The organism is Cryobacterium levicorallinum (genome assembly GCF_004402405.1).
Classification (GTDB): Bacteria; Actinomycetota; Actinomycetes; order Actinomycetales; family Microbacteriaceae; genus Cryobacterium; species Cryobacterium levicorallinum.
In genome coordinates this window covers 1-19,123 of sequence record NZ_SOFE01000034.1, presented here as the reverse complement: position 1 = coordinate 19,123, position 19,123 = coordinate 1, and the positions used below count along the sequence as shown (strand labels likewise).

Sequence of the window (19,123 nt, the reverse complement as noted above, 5' to 3'; positions counted from 1 at the left end):
GGATTCATCGAGCACATTTCGTTCCAAAATCTCGCCCATTTGGTAATTCGGGGAAATTCCCCTTGGCGGCAAGGCAGTATATATATATGACACGTTCAGCACCTATCGACGACATCAACGAAAATAATCTTGTCGTCACCGCGCCCAAGACCCACGCTGCTGGCATCCAAGCCGTAGCGGTGGCGCTCGATCGGGGTATTGCCCAGGCTGGTCTCGTTCGCACCGCACGGTCGCTGCTGCGCCTCAACCAGCGCGACGGCACCGACTGTCCCGGATGCGCGTGGCCGGAATCACAGGGACATCGCAAGACCGCAGAATTCTGCGAAAACGGCGCGAAGGCCGTCGCTGAAGAGAGCACGCTTCGCACGGTGACGCCCGAGTTCTGGGCAGAGCATTCCATCGCCGAGCTCGCCACCAAGACCGAGTATTGGCTCGGAAACCAGGGCCGCATTACGCACCCCGTCGTCATTCGCCCGGGCGACACGCACTACTCGCAGATCTCCTGGGATGATGCTTTTGAGCTCATCGGTGAGCAGATTCGCGCCACGGTGCCCGACCGCACCGTCTTCTACACGTCTGGCCGCACCGCCAACGAGTCGGCGTTCATGTACCAGCTGTTCGCCAGATCGATCGGCACCAATAACCTGCCCGACTGCTCCAATATGTGCCACGAGTCCTCCGGCTCAGCACTGAACCCCACGATCGGCATCGGCAAGGGTACGGTCTCGCTCGAAGACATCCACCAGGCCGAACTCATTATGGTGGTCGGCCAGAACCCGGGCACCAACCACCCGCGCATGCTGTCCGCCTTGGCCGAATGCAAGGACAACGGCGGCAAGATTGTGGCCGTCAACCCTCTGCCCGAAGCGGGACTGTTCAACTTCATGGACCCGCAGACTCCGAAGGGCGTCGTCGGCAAGGGCACCAACCTGGCTGATGAGTTTCTGCAGATCAAGGTCGGCGGTGACCTGGCCCTGTTCCAGGCGCTCGGTCATCTGTTGCTCGAAGAGGAGGCCCGCGTACCGGGGTCGGTCATCGACCACGAGTTCGTCGCCGCGAACACCGACGGAATCGACGCCTATCGAGCCGCCCGATCGGTGATCGACTGGGCCGAAACGAAAAAAGCCACCGGCCTGGACCGTGCCGCGATCGAGACGGTGGCGCAACTGCTCATCGCGAGCAAGGCCACCATCATCTGCTGGGCGCTCGGACTGACCCAGCAGCCGCACTCGGTGAACACCCTCAAGGAGATCATCAACCTGTTGCTCCTGCAGGGCAACTTCGGCAAGCCCGGCGCAGGCGCCTGCCCGGTACGCGGCCACTCCAACGTGCAGGGCGACCGCACCATGGGTGTGTGGGAAAAGCCGAAGGAGCCCATGCTCGCCGCCCTCGACGCCGAGTTCGGCATCGTATCCCCGCGGGAGCATGGCCTCGACTCCGTCGACACGGTGGATGCCTTCGTGCACGACCGCGTCGACGTATTCGTCTCCATGGGCGGCAACTTCGCCCTGGCTTGCTCCGATACCGACCTGCTGGAGAAAGCCATGCAGCGCGTCGGTCTCACCGTGCATGTGTCGACCAAACCCAATCGCTCGCACGTTATGCACGGTTTGACCTCGCTCATCCTGCCGACGCTCGGCCGAACGGATACCGATGACAAGCATCCGTCGGGCCGCCAGGTGCTCTCAGTGGAAGACTCGATGTCAGTCGTTCGCACCACTCAGGGACGCCTCGAGCCGGTGTCTGAGCACCTCCTCGCCGAACCGGTGATCATTGCCCGCATGGCCAACGCCACGCTCGGAGAAGACCACCCCGTCGATTGGAAGGCGATGGCGGAAGACTACGACGTCGTTCGTGACCACATCTCCCGCGTCGTACCCGGCTTCGTCGACTTCAACGTTCGACTCAAGACCAAGAATGGGTTCGTGCTGCCCAACCCGCCGCGCGATACGCGCAGCTTTGCCACCGATATTGGTCTGGCCCGGTTCACGGTGAGCCCGATCGAGTACCTGTCGGCGCCAGAGGGTCACTTGATTCTGCAGACCATCCGCAGCCATGACCAGTACAACACCACGTTCTACGGTCTTGACGACCGCTACCGCGGCATCAAGAACGGTCGTCGCGTCATCCTCATCCACGAAGACGATGTCACCGAGCTGGGCTTCGCCGACCGCGATATGGTCGACGTGATCAGCACGTACCAGGGCGTCGAGCGTCGAGCCAACACGTTCCGCCTCGTGGTCTATCCGACACCGCGCGGTTGCGCGGCTGCGTACTTTCCGGAGGCGAACGCACTCATGCACCGCGAGCTCGTGGCCCGCGAATCGAACACCCCCGGTTACAAGGCCATGACCGTGCGCTTCGTTCCGGCCGGCGCCGCTGCCTAGCCTGAGTCAGGCGGCCTGCTCGTCACTGTGTGCGTCGATGATCCGGTCGCCGCCGGCATAGACGACCATGGAGTTGCCGCGGAGAAAGCCGACCAGGGTCATGCCAACCTCGACGGCGAACTCCGCGGCGAGTGACGAGGGCGCCGAGACCGCCGCGAGCACGGGAATGCCCGCCATCAGGGCCTTCTGGGTGAGTTCGAAACTCGCCCTGCTCGATACCATGAGCACCGTGCCGGTCAGCGGCAGCCTGTTCTCCTTGACCGCCCAGCCGATGACCTTGTCGACGGCGTTGTGCCGGCCGACGTCTTCGCGCAGCACGAGCATTTCGCCGGAAGCGGCATCGAACAGGCCGGCCGCGTGAATGCCGCCGGTCTTCTCGAACACGTTCTGCCCCGCGCGCAGCTTGTCGGGAAAAGTTGTGAGCAATTCGGCAGTCACTCGCACCGCGTCATCCGCTATCTCAAAGACTGATTTGGTGCGCACGGCATCGATGCTCTCCTTGCCGCACAGGCCACACGAGCTGTTGGTGATGAGGGAGCGCTCCAAGCTCCGTTCCGGTGGCGCGACGCCGGCACCGAGGGTGACGTCCAGCACGTTATAGGTGTTGACCCCGTCGATCGCCCCAGCGCAGTAGCGGGCCGAATTAAAATCGTCGCCCTGCGTGATGACGCCCTCCGAGACCAGAAACCCCGCCGCAAGGTCGATGTCGTTACCCGGGGTACGCATCGTGACGGCAAGGCGGCGGCCGTTCACTCGAATTTCCAGCGGTTCTTCGACCGCAAGCAGATCCTCGCCAGCCAGAGGCTGGGCACCGACGGTGATTCGGGTAATTTTGCGTCGCGCGGTAATTCTGTTCATTCTTAAAGTCTCCCACGCTGGTGCCGGTACCGCACTCCAGCCTTTCCGATTAGCCGCCGATGTAGGACATTTCGATTTTCTTGGCACCAGACGCCCGCAGCTCACTGGTCTTCGCGCTCCGCAGCTGCGAATAGCGGTCGGTGCGCTCCCGCCAGAGGTGCGCCATAACGGTGGAGAGTTCTGCGTCGGAGCATCCGCCGCGCATGAGCGCCCGCAGGTCGTGGCCCTCGGTGGCGAACAGGCAGGTGAACAGCTTGCCATCGGTCGACACGCGGGCGCGCGAGCAGGTCTGGCAGAAGTTCTGGGTGACGCTCGAGATGACGCCGATCTCGCCGCCGCCGTCCTGGTAGCGCCAGCGGCGGGAGGTCTCGCCGCTGTAGTTCGGGGCGATCTCTTCAAGCGGCAGCTCGGCGTGGATGCGCGCGATCACGTCCTTCGACGGAACGACGGCGCCCATCTCCCAGCCGTTGCTCGAACCGACGTCCATAAACTCGATGAACCGCAAAATGTAGGGGGTGTCCTTGAAATGCCGGGCCATGGCGACGATGTCCTGGTCGTTCTTGCCGCGCTGCACGACCATGTTGACCTTGATCGGGCCGAGGCCGACGGCTTCGGCCACGTCGATGCCGTGCAGCACCTTCGCGACCGGAAACTTCACGTCGTTCATGGTGCGAAACGTGGTGTCGTCAAGCGAGTCGAGCGACACCGTGACGCGCTTCAGGCCGGCATCCTTGAGCGCCTGCGCCTTCACGGCCAGCGCCGACCCGTTCGTGGTCAGGGCAATGTCGATCTCACGGCCGTCGGGGGTGCGCAGCTCGGCCAGCAGGGCGATGAGGTCTTCAAGCCCCCTACGCAGCAGTGGTTCACCGCCGGTCAGCCGAATCTTCTCAACGCCATGGGCGACGGCCACGCGCGCGAGCCGGGTGAGTTCCTCGAAGCTGAGCAGTTCGTCGTGTTCCATGAACGCGAAGTCCCGGCCGAAGATCTCCTTCGGCATGCAGTAGACGCAGCGAAAGTTGCAGCGGTCGGTGACGCTGAGGCGCAGGTCGTGCAACGGCCGGTTCAGCCGGTCGGTCACGGTGCCGGTGGGCGTTTCCAGGTCCACCGGAATGTCCGAGCGCTCTCGATAGAAGCGCGGAGCTGGTTGTGCAAGGTCGGCGCCGGTCATGTTTCCACCCTAACCCCGCGCTCCGCCCGGGGATACCGAGAACACCGGTTCTAAGCTGATGCCGCGGCTCGCGGCCTGATTCCGTGGCTAATTCAGGAATTATCTCAATTTCTGAACGGATCCGACGCTATTCGCGCAGATTCGGGTCGGATTTCCTGAATAAGCCACGCGGTGCGCGGATGCTGATGACGCCGATACAGGAATGGCCCGCCCGGGAGAATTCCCGGGCGGGCCATTCACCTATCTGCTGTTAGCCCTTGACGTAGCCGTTGGGGTTCAGCACGTATTTCGTCGCCGCGCCGGCGTCGAATTCGGCGTAGCCACGCGGGGCATCTTCGAGGCTGATGGCCTGGGCGTTGACAGCCTTGGCAATCTGTACCTTGTCGTGCAGGATCGCCATCATCAGCTGGCGGTTGTACTTCATCACCGGGCACTGGCCGGTGGTGAACGACAGCGACTTGGCCCAGCCGAGGCCCAGCCGAATCGACAGTGAGCCCACCTGAGCGGCCTTTTCCTTGGCGCCCGGGTCGCCCGTGACGTAGAGGCCGGGAATGCCGAGGGCACCGCCGGCGGCGGTGACCGTCATGAGCGAGTTGAGCACGGTGGCCGGAGCCTCGTGGTCGGCGTCCTTACCGTGACCACGCGCCTCGAAGCCCACGGCGTCAACACCGGCGTCAACCTCTGGCACGCCGAGGATCTGTTCAATCTGCTCCCCCGGCTCGCCTTTGCTGAGGTCGATGGTCTCGCAGCCGAAGCTTCTGGCCTGCGCGAGACGATCCGCGTTCATATCACCGACAATGACGACGGCCGCACCGAGCAGCTGCGCCGAGACGGCGGCCGCGAGGCCCACCGGTCCGGCTCCGGCCACGTACACGGTCGTTCCGACGCCGGCACCGGCAGTGTAGGCCCCGTGGAATCCGGTCGGGAAGATGTCGGACAGCATGGTGAGGTCCATGATCTTTTCGAGCGCCTGGTCTCGGTCGGGAAACTTCAGCAGGTTCCAGTCGGCATAGGGAACCAGCACGTACTCGGCCTGGCCTCCCACCCAACCGCCCATGTCGACGTAACCATATGCACTACCAGGACGGTCCGGGTTGACGTTGAGGCAGATGCCGGTCTTGCGTTCCTTGCAGTTGCGACAGCGACCGCAGCTGATGTTGAACGGCACGGACACGATGTCGCCCACCTTGATGAATTCGACGTCGGGGCCTGCTTCGACCACTTCGCCGGTGATTTCGTGACCCAGCACCAGGTTCGCCGGTGCGGTCGTGCGGCCGCGCACCATGTGCTGGTCGGAGCCGCAGATATTGGTGGTCACGGTCTTGAGAATGACTCCGTGGGGCACCTTGCGTCCCACGTTTTCCGGGTTGACGCCCGGCCCGTCTTTCAGCTCGAAACTCGGGTAATCAATGTCGATTACCTCGACGACACCCGGGCTCTTGTAGGCAACTGCTCTGTTCCCCGTCATGAACTACCTTCCTGGTTTTACGCTGATCAGGATGATGTGTTGGGCACGACCCGATCGGCACTGGATGTTCCTGAACGCTGCGTGTGACGGCAGCTCCTCCACTCCATCACCGCTCAACTGAAATTACAATCAGCAAATTGCCAGTTCGCGCCCCCCTTTCAGGACTACGGCACGACCAGACCGGTGAGCGTCTCAGACCTTCCAGACCTGCACAACGGATGGCCGTGGACCGGTCCAGGCACCGGCCGGCACGGGTGCGCCGAGCGGAACATAGTCGGGGAATCGGCTCGACTGGGCCGCCCAGCTGCCTCTTTCCCCCGGGTGCTGCACGGCGACGTAGACCATCGATTGCTCAGAGCGGATGACCGGACCGCAGGTTTCGGCCTCGCGCGGCACTGAGAGGAACTGCTGCACCCGGCCACGCTCGGGGCCGGTGAGCGGCACTTTGAACAGTCCGTCGCAGTATCCGATTGTGTTCGGCGCGCCGTCGGTGGAGATCCACAGGTTGCCCTGGACGTCGAAAGCCACGTTGTCGGGGCAGGAGATGGGCGACACCTTCTCGCTTGGAAAACCGGCGAAGTAGGTGCTCGTGTTCGTCGCGGGGTCTCCGCAAACCAGCAGCAGGTTCCAGTCAAAGGTCACCGAGGTCGCGTCAGAACCGGTTTCGGTGATCTCTACGATGTGGCCGTCGCGGTTGGCCACCCGGGGGTTGGGCTCGGTGGCGCCTTCCTGACCGAGCGCGCCGCGATCGGTGTTGTTGGTGCAGGCGACATAGATCTTGCCGGTCACCGGGCTCGGCTCGACGTCTTCGCAACGGTCCATTTTGGTGGCGCCGACGGCATCCGCTACCAGACGGGTGTTCACGAGGGCATCGTCAGTGCTGAAGCCAGGAACCTGGCAGACGCCGTCGATGACGAGCGCCACCCACTGACCGGTGCCGTCGAAGAGGCCGTCGGCGGGTAGCTGGCCGGTGCCGGTGATCTCGCGCTCTGGCGAGTTTCCAGTGAAGCGAGCCACGTAGAGGGATCCCCGGGTGAGCAGGGACTTGTTGTGGGTGCGTGCCTTCGGGCCCTTCTTCTTGTCGAAGCGATCGAAGGAGACAAACTTGTAGAGATAGTCGAAGCGCTCGTCGTCGCCCATGTAGGCGGCGACGTGGCCGGTCTTTCCAACGATGACATTGGCCCCCTCGTGCTTGAACCGGCCGAGCGCAGTGTGCTTGACCGGGGGCTCGTTCGGTGCCTCCGGATCGATCTCCACGATCCAACCGAATCGGTTGGGCTCGTTCTCGTTGCCGGCGACGGTGGCGTCGAAGCGGTCGTCGATCTGCTCCCAGAGTCGACCGGTGGGGCGATTTGCCAGGCCGTAGCGGGCATCAGCTGTGCTGGTGCCGTTCGTGCGGAAGTATCCGTTGAAGTTTTCTTCACCGGACAGCACCGTGCCCCAGGGTGTGGTGCCGCCGGCGCAGTTGCCGAGGGTGCCGAGCACGGTTCGGCCCGTCGGGTCCGCCGAGGTCTTCAGCAGGGCGCTTCCGGCGGCCGGGCCGGTGACGGTGAACGGTGTGCTCGCGGTGATGCGGCGGTTGAGGGGGTCACCCACGCGGTAGGTCCAGGGTTGGCCGGCGTGCTTCCGTTCGAGGGCGACCACGGACATGCCGTGGGCCATCATGGCCACGCGACGCTGCTCATCCGCTTCGACCGCAGTGAGCGCTGGCGAAAACATGATGCCCTCGTTGGTGTACTCATGGTTGGTGACGAGGATGCCGGAGCGTCCCTTTGGTCCCTTGCTCTCGATGATGTCGAGGTAGTCATTGTTGTAGCCGAACTGGCGGGCCTGCAATGCGGCGCTCTGGTGTTCGGGGTCGAAACGATCGGTGGCGGCGAAGAGCGGGTCGCCCCAGCGGATGATCGGGTTCCAGGAATAGCCCGTCGGAACCACGAAAGAGTCAACGGCAGCCGGAACTGGAGCGATGGGGGCGAACGCGAGGCCACGGCCAGCAGCGCCGGCCGGGCCGCCCGGCACGGCCATGGCGGGAGCGGGTTCGCCGGAACCGAGCAGGATGGCGGCGGCGCCGACGCCAGCCCCCACGAGCAGGGAACGACGGCTCATCGCGGCCCCCACGATGTCGCGAAAGTAGTCGTTCGAGCTCTCATTGGGTACCGGGTGAAAGCAGGCATCCGCGCACTTGAGGTGGCAGGTGACGGCGCTGCGTTTGCCGAGGGTGTGCCCCTGCATGGGAAGGAGCGGAAGCAATGGCCGGTCACGAGCTGGGGCGTGCCGGCGGGGGCCGGTGGATTCGTTGCTCAGCATGCGGGCGCTCCTCGTGGTCGTTTTGGTCCCCGAACTGGGGATAGAACCACTCTCTCGCTGTCCCCTCTCCGATTCACGACAGCCTTGTGGCCCGTTGATGAACGGACCATGAACGCTCGGGGCCGCTAGCGAGAGTGCAGGAAGAGTGCGACGGCGTGTGCCGTGGTTTCGCGTACCCGTGCGGCCGCATTCTGCTGCAGGTCGTCGAGCGTTGCCGGCCCACCGGCGATCGAGAACGCGGCAGCAACACCGGATGCCGCGGTGTCGGCCGCAGACAGCGCCACCCGCCCGGCGATGACGACGACCGGGCATCCTGCCGGTGCGAGACGAGCGACAGCCACGGCCACCTTGCCGCCGAGGGACTGGGAGTCGAAGCTGCCTTCACCGGTGAGTACGAGGTCGGCGTTGGCCATTTTGTGGGGCAGGCCGACGGCATCCGCTACCAGGGTGGAGCCGGGAACCAACTCGGCCCGAAGCAGTGGAACGAGAGTGGCCGGCATGCCGCCGGCCGCCCCCGCTCCGGGCCGGTCGGTCATGTCCTCGCCGGTCATATCGAGTACAATCGCGGCGAGGTGGGCCAGGCCGGCGTCGAGCTCAGCGATATCGCGGGGCTGTGCACCCTTTTGCGGACCGAAAACGGCAGCGGCACCGGTGGGGCCACAGAGTGGATTGTTCACGTCGACGGCGAGGCGCCAGCGCACGGTGCGGGCGCGTGGGTGCAGCTCGCTCAGGTCGATCAAGGCAATCCGGGCCAGCCCGGCGCCGCCGGGAGCGACGGGGGTGCCGGCAGCGTCAAGAAACCGCGCGCCTAGGCCAGCCAACAGACCTGTTCCACCGTCGGTGCTGGCCGAGCCGCCGACGCAAACCAGAATCTCTGCAACGTTTTGATCGAGCAGTTCGCGGGCGAGCAAACCGACCCCGAAGGTGTCGGCGCGGTGGGGCTTGGGCACGGCATCCGCTACCAGCGGCAGGCCATTGGACTCGGCCGCCTCGATCAGACCGATGCGGCCGTCGGCCGAGGTCGCGTACCGAGCCCGGCGGCTGCGACCGAGCGCATCGACGGTCAGCATGGTGCGGGGCGTGACTCCCCAGACCGCTGCGATGGCATCGAGCGTTCCCTCGCCGCCATCGGCCATCGGGCACAGCGTGATCCGGGCCTCCGGCAGGCCGAGGGCGAGGCAAGCGCCCCGTGTCCCGGCCGCCATGGCATCTGCCGCATCGGCCGCACTCAGACTCCCCTTGAACGAATCGGGTGCGATGACCAGTGTGAGCGGCTTCAGCGCCGTGCGACCATTCATTAATGCAGGCTAGAACAGAATTACGCACATATTCAGGTGGAACGAACCCACATTTACCGGCAACTTACGTCGTTAAACCTGTGCATTGTGCACATATTGGGCCGAATCTGCCGCCAACGCGACTCGCATCGAAACGGCACAACTGAACCGACGAATATTCAGACCGGTGAGCAACTCGATGCGATCGAGTCGCTGCACCACGGTATTGCGGTGCACGCCGAGCGCTGCCGCGGTGTGCGCGATCGACAATTCTTCGCGCAGAAACACGCGCGCTGTTTCGCGCAGAACCTCGCCGAGCGGGTCGAGCACCGACCCGGCCACGTCGCCCAGCAGCTCGTCTGGCAAGACGGCGATGGCCAGTTCGAGGCCGAGGGAATCGAGCGGAATTTCGGAGCGCAGCTCTCCGACTGCGGTGCCGATGAGACCGGGCCGGGCGAGCAGCGCGCTCAGGCGCTCGGCATCATCGGTGAGTTGCATCATCGTCGCGCCAACCCGCCCGGTCAGAAATCGCAAGGACTTGGAGCTGGGCTGTTGCAACCGTTGCTGGAGCAGCGCGAGACCGAGAGCGGTCGACGATCCGCTCAACACCCAGACAGCACCGTGAATATCGGCGGCCACGACTCCGGATACATCGCGCAGCTGACGCAGCAACAACACCGAACGACTGGTTCCAAGATGCAGAATGCCGGTCAGATTCCACGGCGGCTGCAATGGAGCATCAATACCCTGCAGTGCCGCGATCAGGCGCCCTTCAGTGAGCTTGCGCAACGACAGGCTCGAGAGGATGTCCCGGGTCACCGATTCCCGCCACGACGCGTTGTCCCGCAGCCGTTCCTGCATGATTAGCATCTGAACAGTGAGCACGAGCACCTGCGCCACCGGCAACACTTCGGCGGGGGTTCCGGTGACCCCGACCACCGCGGCGACGCGTCCATCGAGGATCAGTGGAATATTCACTCCCGGCCGGGTGCCCTGGTGCTCATCACCGGGAGCAATCTGCACCGTCTCGCCGCGTCCGGCGGCGTTTCGCGCCCCGTCGTGCAGGGTGCCGATACGTGACGCGTCCATCGACCCGATGATCAGCCCTGCGGCATCCATGATGTTGACGTTGTGCACGAGGCTCGGCGCGACCTGCTCGACCAGGCGCTGCGCGAGCGCCCGGTTGATCTGCACAGTATCAGGCAGCACGGCGTCGCTCGGAACGATGTCAGTCACCTGACCATCGTAGATCGAGGTCGGCGGATGGGTCTCGCGCAATCTCTTGTGGCGCGTGTCGGTGGGTTGACCTACACTTTTCATATAGAAGATGCATTCTATAAGAATCGGTTTTTTCCAATATTTGTTCGAATTTAATACAGCACTTTTATAGCGCTGGCTGGCTCATCAGCTTTTTTGTGACCAGCCGGTGCGTATGCACCCGAATACCAGCACCCGAACAGGGAGGCCACCTTGCCCCAGATCATTGATACACCGGTTGACGTTGAGCTGTCCGCCGATGGCGACCCGCGCGCGTTCATTTGGAATCGATTCGAGCACACCGTCATCGGGCAACCACAGGCGGTGTTCAAGCGCACCCGCTGGTGGGAGAACGAGGGAACACCCACCCGCATCGACACCGAGCTGTGGCGGCTCGACGCCAGCCGTGGCGGCGAAGAGCAGCACCGATACGACCTGCGCCGCGGCACGGACGGATCCTGGACTTTAGCATTGGACTGGGGATGAACAGCGCACTGAACTTCCCACACCTGCACGTCGCGAGCGCCTACTCGACCCACTATGGGGTGACACTTCCCGAAGTTCTGGCCGAGCAGGCGGCCGCACAGGGGGCAACGTTTCTCGCCGTCACCGACCGTGACGGGCTCTACGGCGCCGTCAAACACGTGCGCGCCTGCGTTGCCGCGGGCATCCGCCCCGGGCTCGGCGCCGAACTCGCCGTGCACGACGACGAGTACCGCTCGCTCGGCCGGGTGGTCGTGCTCGCCCACGGCGACACCAACGGTCGCGGGTACGCCGCACTCTGCCGCGCGGTCAGTGCCGCTCACGCCGCCGATGCCGGTCACCGCTCTGCGATCACAACCGGCAGCGCCGGGCCGAGCATCTCGCGCGCCCGGCTGGCCGACCTGGCCGGCCTCGCTTCGCTCACCGTGCTACTCGGCCCAGACTCCGACGTCGGTCTCGCGATCGCACGGCGTGACAATACGGATGCCGCGGCGCGGCTCGCCCACTGGCAGCGTGCCCTGCCCGCCCAGGCCGTCGTGCTCGAGGTCGTCTGTCACCTCGCCGAAAGCGGCACGGTCGGCAGCGTGACCCCGGCCACCCGCATGCTTGCCCTCGCCGAGAACGCCGGGCTACCGGCGGTGCTCAGCAATGCCGTGCGGTACGGCACCCCCGAAGAAGCGGTCACCGCCGACCTCGCCGACGCCGCGCGCTATCTGCTGCCGCTCGCCGAACTCGAAACCCCGCAGACCAACGGCCAGGCCTGGCTCAAACCGGCCGGAGCAATGCGCCAGGTGGCCCGTATGGTTGTTGACGCCGGCCTGCATGACACGGGCGCCCTCGAACGGCTGCTGCGCGATACCGAACAGCTCGCTGACCGCTGCAGCCTCGATCCAGCCCTCGACATCGGCCTCGGGCGCCCGCGCATGCCGGAGGCGCGCATCATCGGCGTCACCGGCGACCCGGTCACCGAACTCTGGCGTCGGGCTCGCAGCGGCATCGCCGACCTGTACTCGGCGAGCGGCTCGCGCGCGGTCGAGGCCGCCCACGCCCAACTCGCCCACGAGATGAAAACGGTCGAGCACTTAGGCTTTGCCAGCTACTTTCTTACCGTGTCCCGGGTGGCCGACATTATTCGCGGCATGGGCATCCGCATTCAGGCGCGCGGCTCCGGGGTCGGCTCTGTGCTCAACTATGCGCTGCGCACTTCCTCGGTCGAACCGATCGAAAACGGGCTGCTCTGGGAGCGGTTTCTCTCCCCCGAACGCCAAACGCTGCCCGACATCGACATCGACGTCGAGTCGGCCCGGCGACACGACATCTACCGCGAGGTCTTTCGCGCTTTCGGCAGCGACCGGGTCTCGCTCATGTCGATGACCAACGCCTACCGCGGCCGCGGCGCCGTGCGCGACGCCGGCCTCGCCCTCGGCCTGCCCGACGCGCAGATCAACGTGATCGCCAAGCAGATGTGGCGGTTCAACGCCCGCGACTTTCGCCGCGCCCTCGAAGAGAAGCCCGAGCTCGAGGCCCTCGCCACCGAGGTGCGCGAATCGCAACAACTCGATCTGCTGGTCGACCTCACCGCGAAACTCGACCGACTCCCCCGGCACATTTCGGTGCACCCCTGCGGCGTGATCCTCTCCGACGCGAGCCTGCTCGACCGCACCCCGGTGCAGGCGAGCGGCATGGGCCTGCCCATGTCGCAGTACGACAAGCACGACATGGACCCGATGGGCCTGATCAAACTCGACATTCTCGGCGTGCGCATGCAGTCGGCAATGGCGCACGCCGTCGAAGAGCACCACCGACTCACCGGCGAAAGCATCGACCTCGACCGGGTGCCGCTCGACGATGCGAAAACCTTCGAGCTCATTCGCTCCACCCGCACCCTGGGCATCTTTCAGATCGAGTCCCCCGGCCAGATGGAACTCGTCGGCAAGCTGCAACCCGAGGTGTTCAACGACCTCACCGTGGAGATTTCGCTGTTTCGCCCCGGCCCGATGAAGAACAACATGCCGCTCAAATATCTGCAGGCCCGGCACGGCGAGGTCATACCCGACTACATCCACCCCCGCTTCGAACCGATTCTGCGCGAAACGAACGGCGTCGTGATCTTTCACGAACAGGTCATGCGACTGTTCGACGAACTCACCGGCTGCGGCCTCGGCAAAGCGGATGTCTTTCGCCGGCACCTGGGCAAGCCCGAGCAGCTACCGCAAATTGAGGAGTACCTGCGCGAAAAAGCGCTCGCCCGCGGGTTCAGTACGAAGGTCATCGACCAGATCTGGACGGTATTGGCGGGGTTCGGCAGCTTCGGCTTCGCCAAGGCCCACGGGGCCGCGTTCGCCCTGCCCACCTACCAGTCCGCCTGGCTGAAAACCCACCACCCGGCGGCTTTTCTCGCCGGGCTGCTCACCCACGACCCCGGCATGTGGCCCAAGGACCTCATCGTCGCCGAGGCCAGGGTGCTCGGGGTGCCGGTACTCCCCCTCGACGTGCAGTCGAGCGCGCTGGACTACCGGGTAGAAGATCTCGCCGACGGGAGCCAGGGCATCCGTTTGGCGCTGCCCGAACTCGTCGGCAGCACGGAGGCGGAGCGGGCACGCATTGCGCAGCATCAGCCGTTCGGATCGCTGCAGGACTTTCGCGACCGGGTGCATCCCCGGCGGCGCACCTTCGAGGCGCTCGCCCGGGTGGGCGCCCTCGACACGTTCATCGGCTACGATCGCACCCGGCGACACGAGCTGCTCGCGCACATTCAGTCACTGCGCGGCACCGCCGTGGTCATTCGCGCCGACCAACTCGCGTTCGAGGTGGAGCTGCCGGTGCCGCGCTATTCCGGTGACCGTGCGGGCGCCATCACCTCGCTGGAGCTGCGCGGCCGCACCCAAACCGATCTGGAACTGCTCGATCTGAATCTGGCCGTCGGGTCGCACCAGATGAAACGCTTTCACGAGCTGTTTCGCGAGTTGGGGGTGACCCCGGCGAGCGAACTCGGCAACCTGCCCGGCGGCACCGAGGTGCTGCTCGCCGGAGTGCGGCGGGCCACCAACACGCCGCCGATGCGCGGCGGCCGCCGAGTGGTGTTCATCAGCCTCGACGACGGCACCGGACCGGTCGCCAACGTCGTGTTTTTTCACGACGCGCAGGAACGGGTCGGCGGGCAGGTGTTCCAGACCAATTACATGCTCGTACGCGGTCGAACCCGGCGCTCCGGCGCCCACGGAGTGTCGGTGACCGGGGAGAACATCTGGAATCTGTTCGACGTGGCCAGGCAGGTGAAGGAGCGGCACGCCGTTGAGCGCGCCGCCGCCGAGGAAGCGGCGAGTGCGGCCGCGTATGCCGCCGAACTGGCCGCGCAGGCTGGGCACGGCGTACATTCAGGCGGTAGCCGCGGCGGCGGCACCCTGCACCACCTCAAGGCCGCGCAGAGCGCGTAACGTCTCCTGGCGGCGTTATTGGCCAGGCGGGGCAGGATCCCCGGGCGGTGGCGCGACCGGCGGTGCAGGATCAAGGGGCGGCGCGGCGACCGGTGGCGCCACAACCTTCGGCGGTGGAATGTACTTGGGAGCCAGTTCTTCGAAGGCGTCACCGCCGTACTTGGCGTTCGCTGCCGACATAACGACCGGCCACATGCGGTGGCGTGCCGTGGCGATCTGGTCCCGGCCGAAGAATTGCCGCCGCTGACTGAGCGTCCCAGTGAGGCTGACCACCGCGACCACGGTCGCCACCTTGGTACTCGCGCCGCTCATCCAGGTGTCTTTCGCGCCATCCGTTGTCCCGGTCTTACCGATCATGGGCACATTCGGATTCGTGTTGTAGTTCGATTGCTGCCCGGTGCCGCCGAGCATCACCCGGCGCATGGCATAGGCCATGCCGGCGGCGACCGTGGCATCGACCGATTGGGAGCACACCGACGGCGGAACCGGAACCTCCACTCCATCGGGTCCGACGATGCGGTCGATGGCGATCGGCGAGCAGGTCACCCCCTTGTTCGCGATGCCGGCGAAGGCGATGGCCATCGTGAGGGGTGCGATTTCGTTGGTTCCGATAACGGATGCCGCGGACTGCGACAACGGGTTGCCGTCGGCTCGGTGCACCCCGAATGCTTCAGCCGTCTGGCGAATGCCGCAGAGGTCGAGCCGCTTGGCCATTCCGATGAAGCCGGTGTTGATCGAGCCGACGGTGGCCTGCAGCGCACTGTAGTTGGCGCCGGATTCGTTGGCATCATTGCGCGGGTTCCAGGGTGGTTTCTCCTTGTCGTAATTCTGCGGGCCGAAGCAGCTGTCCTGGAAGGTGCCCCAGTTGGATTTGCGCCGGGAATCGACCCGTTCGTTGAGGGAGTGGCCTTCCTTGAGCCACTCGGCCAGGGTGAACACCTTGTAGGTCGATCCGGGTTGGAACCCACTCGAGCCGCCCTCGGCATAGTCGGTGGCGTAGTTGATGCCGGTGTAGTTGGCCCCGGTCGCCTGCACGGCCGGGTCCTGGCTGTAGTCCTTGTTCTGCGTCATGGCGAGCACCCGGCCGGTGCCGACCTGCACGCTCGTGATGATCGCGCCGACATCGCCACCGGCATAGACCTTAGGAACCTGTTGGTTCATGGTGGTCACGGCCGCGTTCTGCACGTCGAGGTCTAGGGTCGTGTAGACGTCGTAGCCGCCCCGACGAAAGTTGAGCATGCGCGCGGCCGCATCGGCGCCGAAGGTGGGGTCGGTCTGAAGAATCTTGGTCACATAATCGCAGAAGAAGGCATTGCCCACTGCGGTCTGGCAGCCGGTACTTGGTTCGGTGATGATCGGTTCGACCGGCGCGGCGATCGCGGCGTCGAAATCGGCCCGACTGAGCTTCTTGTAGCGCAGCATTTCACGCAAGATGTAGTCGCGACGTTGTTTGTTCGCGGCATACCCGTTGGCAGCACCGTTGGTCTCGCTCGCGGGCTGGTCGAGCTGAAACTTGACCGGGTTGTTCACGATTGCCACCAGGCTGGCCGCCTGCGGCAGGGTGAGTAAGGCAGCCGTCGTGTTGAAATAGTAGTTGGCGGCGGCCTCGATTCCATAAACCGTGCCGCCGAATCCGGTGATGTTGAAATACTGGCGCAAAATGTCGTGCTTGCTGTACTTCTTCTCCACCCCGATGGCCAGCCGCATCTCCTTGAGTTTGCGGTCGGGGGTGGTCTCGGTCGCTGCGGTGTAGCAGGCGTCGTGCGCGCGCTGGTCGGTGAGAAGCTCACACTTCTGCACCAGCACGTTCTTCACGTATTGCTGCGTGATGGATGACCCGCCCTGCGTGTCTCCGCCGGCCACCGTCGTCGCTGTGGCCCGCAACGTGCCCTGCAGGTCGACCCCGCCGTGCTCATAGAACCGGGGATCCTCCCCCGACACCGCAGCGTCCTTGGCGAATTGGCTGATCGCATCCCAACTCACCTCGATGCGATTTTGGTCATAGAAGGAGGCGAGGAGTTCGACGGTTCCGTCGCTGCGCGTCGCCAGGATGTCGCTCTTCTGGGACAGCGGCTCGATATTCACGTACTCGGGCAGGTTCTCGAACACCGAGATCGTGTTCGTCGCGGCCAGGCCCGAGAGCGCAACCACCGGGGTCACCGATGCGGTGACGAGCACACCGGCCGCGACGCTCATGGCCACGCAACCGAACAGGCCACCGAGCGCGCCGTGCAGTGTGCGCCGACGGGACAGAGCTGAATTGCTTGGAACCTGAGTGACCTGCACCACGTTTACTCCCAGCTGATGCCATCCAGTGCGAGAGCCAACGCCTGCGCATTGGTTCGCGAGTCAAGGACATGCTAGTCAAATGCGGGTGATCAGATGGTGGACAGTCCGTTACGAAAATGTATCGGCTTGATTCCGGTTTGCCGGTACTATCCGGTAAAGGTGCTGGAGGTGATGCATGCGAACGTTCGGCATTGAAGAGGAATTCATCTTTCTCAAACCGGCGACGCTTCAGCCAGCAAACGTGGGCGACGCGGTGCACGCGGAACTTCTCGGCCGCGCTCCGATTTCCCGGTTCGTCAGCCACGAGTTTTTGGCCTCGCAGATCGAGCGGTCGACGCCGGTCTTTGAACGCTTCGAAGAGGCATCCGCTGATCTGCTGGCATTTCGGTCGCGGCTGGCGCGGGCCGCCCTCAGCCGTGGGGTCCTGGCCGCCGGCGTCGGAGCGCCGTTCCAGACCGAGGGCTGGCCGGAAGTGACCGATGTCGAGCGGTACCACACGGTCGAGAGCGAATTTCGGGGGCTCGTGCCCGATCACCTCATCAACGGGCTGCACGTGCACGTCGGCATTCCGAACCGCGAGGCCGGTGTACAGGCACTCAATCGGGTGCGCGTCTGGCTGCCCACGCTGCTCGCGCTTGCGGTGAATTCGCCGTTCTGGCGCGGCGCGGACACCGGGTTTTCGAGCTGGCGCAGCGTGCACATGCGCCGCTGGTCCACCATCGGCTGCCCGCCGCTCTTCACGGATGCCGCCGATTACGACCGCCGGATTCGCCAGCTCGTCGGCGTCGGCGGTACCTACGACCTGCGCACGATCTGGTGGAATGCGCGGCTGCCCCTGGAACATCCGACCATGGAGATTCGCGTCTGCGACGCCCAGCTCGATGCGCCGTCGACCCTGCTGCTCGCCGCCCTGACCCGTGCGCTCGTCACGACCGCCCTGCGCGACAGCGAAACGGATGTCGCCCCCATCGACATCGCGCCGGAACTGCTCGATGCCGGGCTCTGGCACGCTGCCCGCGAAGGCGTGGAGTCGAACCTGTTGAATCCCGTGTCTGGCACCCTGGAGGGTTCGACCGCCGTGACGGATGCCCTGCTGCACTACTGCGGCGACGCCATCGATGAGGTCGGCAATCGCGACCGCATCCAGACTCTGCTGGCCCGCACGCGGCGACTGGGAACCGGGGCGGAGCGTCAGCGCGCCGCCATGCGCGCCGGAGGCCAGTCGGCCCTCGCCGCTTTGCTCGAGCACGCGCTGACCGCGCACGACTGACCAAAGCTCTACCGTTATTTGAGGCCTGAAACTAGCCTGTGGAGAACTTAAACGGGATTATAGCAATCCGGTCTACTGTGACCCCATGCGAAACCCGTTACGTCGCCGTCCCCTGCACGCCGTCGTGCCGAGCGCTGTCCTGCTGGTCTCCATCGGTCTGCTGAGCGGATGTATGGCCACTCCCGCCCCGACCGACAGGTCCACGCCGTCTGCGGCAGCCGAATCCACCGCGACACCCCCGGTCTTCGCCTCGGACGAGGAAGCTCTCGCTGCCGCCGAGGCGGCCTATACGGCGTACGAAGCGCTTTCAGACTCAATCACAGCACAAGGCGGAAACGACGGTGACCGGATTGCGGTCGTGGCCAGCGCCGCCTATCTGCCCAAGCTCCTGACCGGATTTGAGGGATTTTCCGAAACAGGATTAGTGAGCCGCGGTGCCACTACCTACGACACTGCGTCGCTCATTCGCAATTCCATGGAACCTCACGGGGGTGTCTCAATCGAGCTCTACCTCTGCTCAGATATTTCCTCTGTTCAACTCTTCGACGCATCAGGCGCAGACGCAACTCCGGACAAGCGTACAAATCGAATTCCACTACAAGTGGGCTTTATCTCGAGCGCGGCGGCCCCTTCCGCACTGCTCATCGACAAGGAGGACGTATGGTCCGGCAGAAACTTCTGTCAGCGCTCGTAGTAGGCACTCTCCTGGCATTTTGCCTTCCCGGTATTTCGTCTGCCTCAGCATGCACTGTCTCAGAATCGCTAACAGAGAATTGTCCAGAGGACATCATCTCGGGCGGACTCAACAATGGCCACGGCGTCGATGTATTCGCCGAAGGGTCTGCGACTTCGGACGGCACGGGGAAGGCCACTGGGTCCGGCGGCGGCGCGGCGGGCAGCCAGGTGCGACCGGCCATGTGCG

Annotated in this window: 12 protein-coding genes; 5 read left to right on the top strand and 7 right to left on the bottom strand. The window is 64.7% G+C overall.

Going from position 1 to position 19,123, the window contains the following annotated elements; all coding sequences use genetic code 11:
• The first annotated feature begins 86 nt into the window (after positions 1-86).
• Positions 87-2,387 carry an FdhF/YdeP family oxidoreductase gene (locus tag E3O11_RS16760; protein WP_092450708.1) on the top strand — a complete coding sequence of 767 codons (2,301 nt, stop codon included), beginning with the start codon at positions 87-89 and terminating at the stop codon, positions 2,385-2,387.
• A 6-nt stretch (positions 2,388-2,393) separates the two neighbouring features.
• On the opposite strand, the gene fdhD is transcribed toward E3O11_RS16760, so the two are convergent.
• The 6 genes from fdhD to E3O11_RS16730 all read right to left on the bottom strand — a co-directional run bounded on the left by fdhD (position 2,394) and on the right by E3O11_RS16730 (position 10,701).
• A complete protein-coding gene (gene fdhD / locus E3O11_RS16755) occupies positions 2,394-3,245 on the bottom strand; it encodes a formate dehydrogenase accessory sulfurtransferase FdhD (RefSeq protein WP_092450710.1) in 852 nt (283 codons plus the stop codon).
• A gap of 49 nt (positions 3,246-3,294) precedes the next feature.
• Positions 3,295-4,413, bottom strand: coding sequence for a GTP 3',8-cyclase MoaA (gene moaA, locus E3O11_RS16750; protein WP_092450712.1), 1,119 nt, complete (start codon positions 4,411-4,413; stop codon positions 3,295-3,297).
• Between the two features lie 250 nt (positions 4,414-4,663).
• A complete protein-coding gene (fdhA, locus tag E3O11_RS16745; protein WP_092450714.1) occupies positions 4,664-5,881 on the bottom strand; it encodes a formaldehyde dehydrogenase, glutathione-independent in 1,218 nt (405 codons plus the stop codon).
• Positions 5,882-6,073: 192 nt separating this feature from the next.
• Complete coding sequence (locus E3O11_RS16740) at positions 6,074-8,113, bottom strand: PhoX family protein (protein ID WP_241994768.1); 2,040 nt, start codon at positions 8,111-8,113, stop codon at positions 6,074-6,076.
• A gap of 200 nt (positions 8,114-8,313) precedes the next feature.
• On the bottom strand, positions 8,314-9,486 hold the full coding sequence (locus E3O11_RS16735) for a glycerate kinase (protein ID WP_092450718.1): 1,173 nt from the start codon (positions 9,484-9,486) through the stop codon (positions 8,314-8,316).
• A gap of 72 nt (positions 9,487-9,558) precedes the next feature.
• On the bottom strand, positions 9,559-10,701 hold the full coding sequence (locus E3O11_RS16730; RefSeq protein ID WP_166787619.1) for a CdaR family transcriptional regulator: 1,143 nt from the start codon (positions 10,699-10,701) through the stop codon (positions 9,559-9,561).
• Positions 10,702-10,935: 234 nt separating this feature from the next.
• Here E3O11_RS16730 and E3O11_RS16725 point away from each other — a divergent pair, with 234 nt between their 5' ends.
• Both E3O11_RS16725 and E3O11_RS16720 read left to right on the top strand, forming a co-directional pair.
• Positions 10,936-11,208 carry a hypothetical protein gene (locus tag E3O11_RS16725; RefSeq protein ID WP_092450722.1) on the top strand — a complete coding sequence of 91 codons (273 nt, stop codon included), beginning with the start codon at positions 10,936-10,938 and terminating at the stop codon, positions 11,206-11,208.
• Entirely contained in the window at positions 11,205-14,642 is a 3,438-nt protein-coding gene (locus E3O11_RS16720) for a DNA polymerase III subunit alpha (RefSeq protein ID WP_092450724.1), read from the top strand. Before E3O11_RS16725 ends, E3O11_RS16720 begins: the two co-directional genes overlap by 4 nt.
• 15 nt (positions 14,643-14,657) lie before the next feature.
• On the opposite strand, the gene E3O11_RS16715 is transcribed toward E3O11_RS16720, so the two are convergent.
• Complete coding sequence (locus tag E3O11_RS16715; protein WP_092450725.1) at positions 14,658-16,931, bottom strand: transglycosylase domain-containing protein; 2,274 nt, start codon at positions 16,929-16,931, stop codon at positions 14,658-14,660.
• A gap of 175 nt (positions 16,932-17,106) precedes the next feature.
• Here E3O11_RS16715 and E3O11_RS16710 point away from each other — a divergent pair, with 175 nt between their 5' ends.
• Both E3O11_RS16710 and E3O11_RS16705 read left to right on the top strand, forming a co-directional pair.
• Positions 17,107-18,201, top strand: coding sequence for a carboxylate-amine ligase (locus E3O11_RS16710; RefSeq protein ID WP_092450727.1), 1,095 nt, complete (start codon positions 17,107-17,109; stop codon positions 18,199-18,201).
• Between the two features lie 85 nt (positions 18,202-18,286).
• A complete protein-coding gene (locus E3O11_RS16705; RefSeq protein WP_134495667.1) occupies positions 18,287-18,895 on the top strand; it encodes a hypothetical protein in 609 nt (202 codons plus the stop codon).
• Positions 18,896-19,123 lie beyond the last annotated feature (228 nt).

Coding starts and splice junctions, on each gene's coding strand:
- E3O11_RS16760 (WP_092450708.1), top strand. CDS start 87: ATGACACGTTCAGCACCTATCGACGACATCAACGAAAATAATCTTGTC.
- fdhD (WP_092450710.1), bottom strand. CDS start 3,245: ATGAACAGAATTACCGCGCGACGCAAAATTACCCGAATCACCGTCGGT.
- moaA (WP_092450712.1), bottom strand. CDS start 4,413: ATGACCGGCGCCGACCTTGCACAACCAGCTCCGCGCTTCTATCGAGAG.
- fdhA (WP_092450714.1), bottom strand. CDS start 5,881: ATGACGGGGAACAGAGCAGTTGCCTACAAGAGCCCGGGTGTCGTCGAG.
- E3O11_RS16740 (WP_241994768.1), bottom strand. CDS start 8,113: ATGCAGGGGCACACCCTCGGCAAACGCAGCGCCGTCACCTGCCACCTC.
- E3O11_RS16735 (WP_092450718.1), bottom strand. CDS start 9,486: ATGAATGGTCGCACGGCGCTGAAGCCGCTCACACTGGTCATCGCACCC.
- E3O11_RS16720 (WP_092450724.1), top strand. CDS start 11,205: ATGAACAGCGCACTGAACTTCCCACACCTGCACGTCGCGAGCGCCTAC.
- E3O11_RS16710 (WP_092450727.1), top strand. CDS start 17,107: ATGCGAACGTTCGGCATTGAAGAGGAATTCATCTTTCTCAAACCGGCG.
- E3O11_RS16705 (WP_134495667.1), top strand. CDS start 18,287: ATGCGAAACCCGTTACGTCGCCGTCCCCTGCACGCCGTCGTGCCGAGC.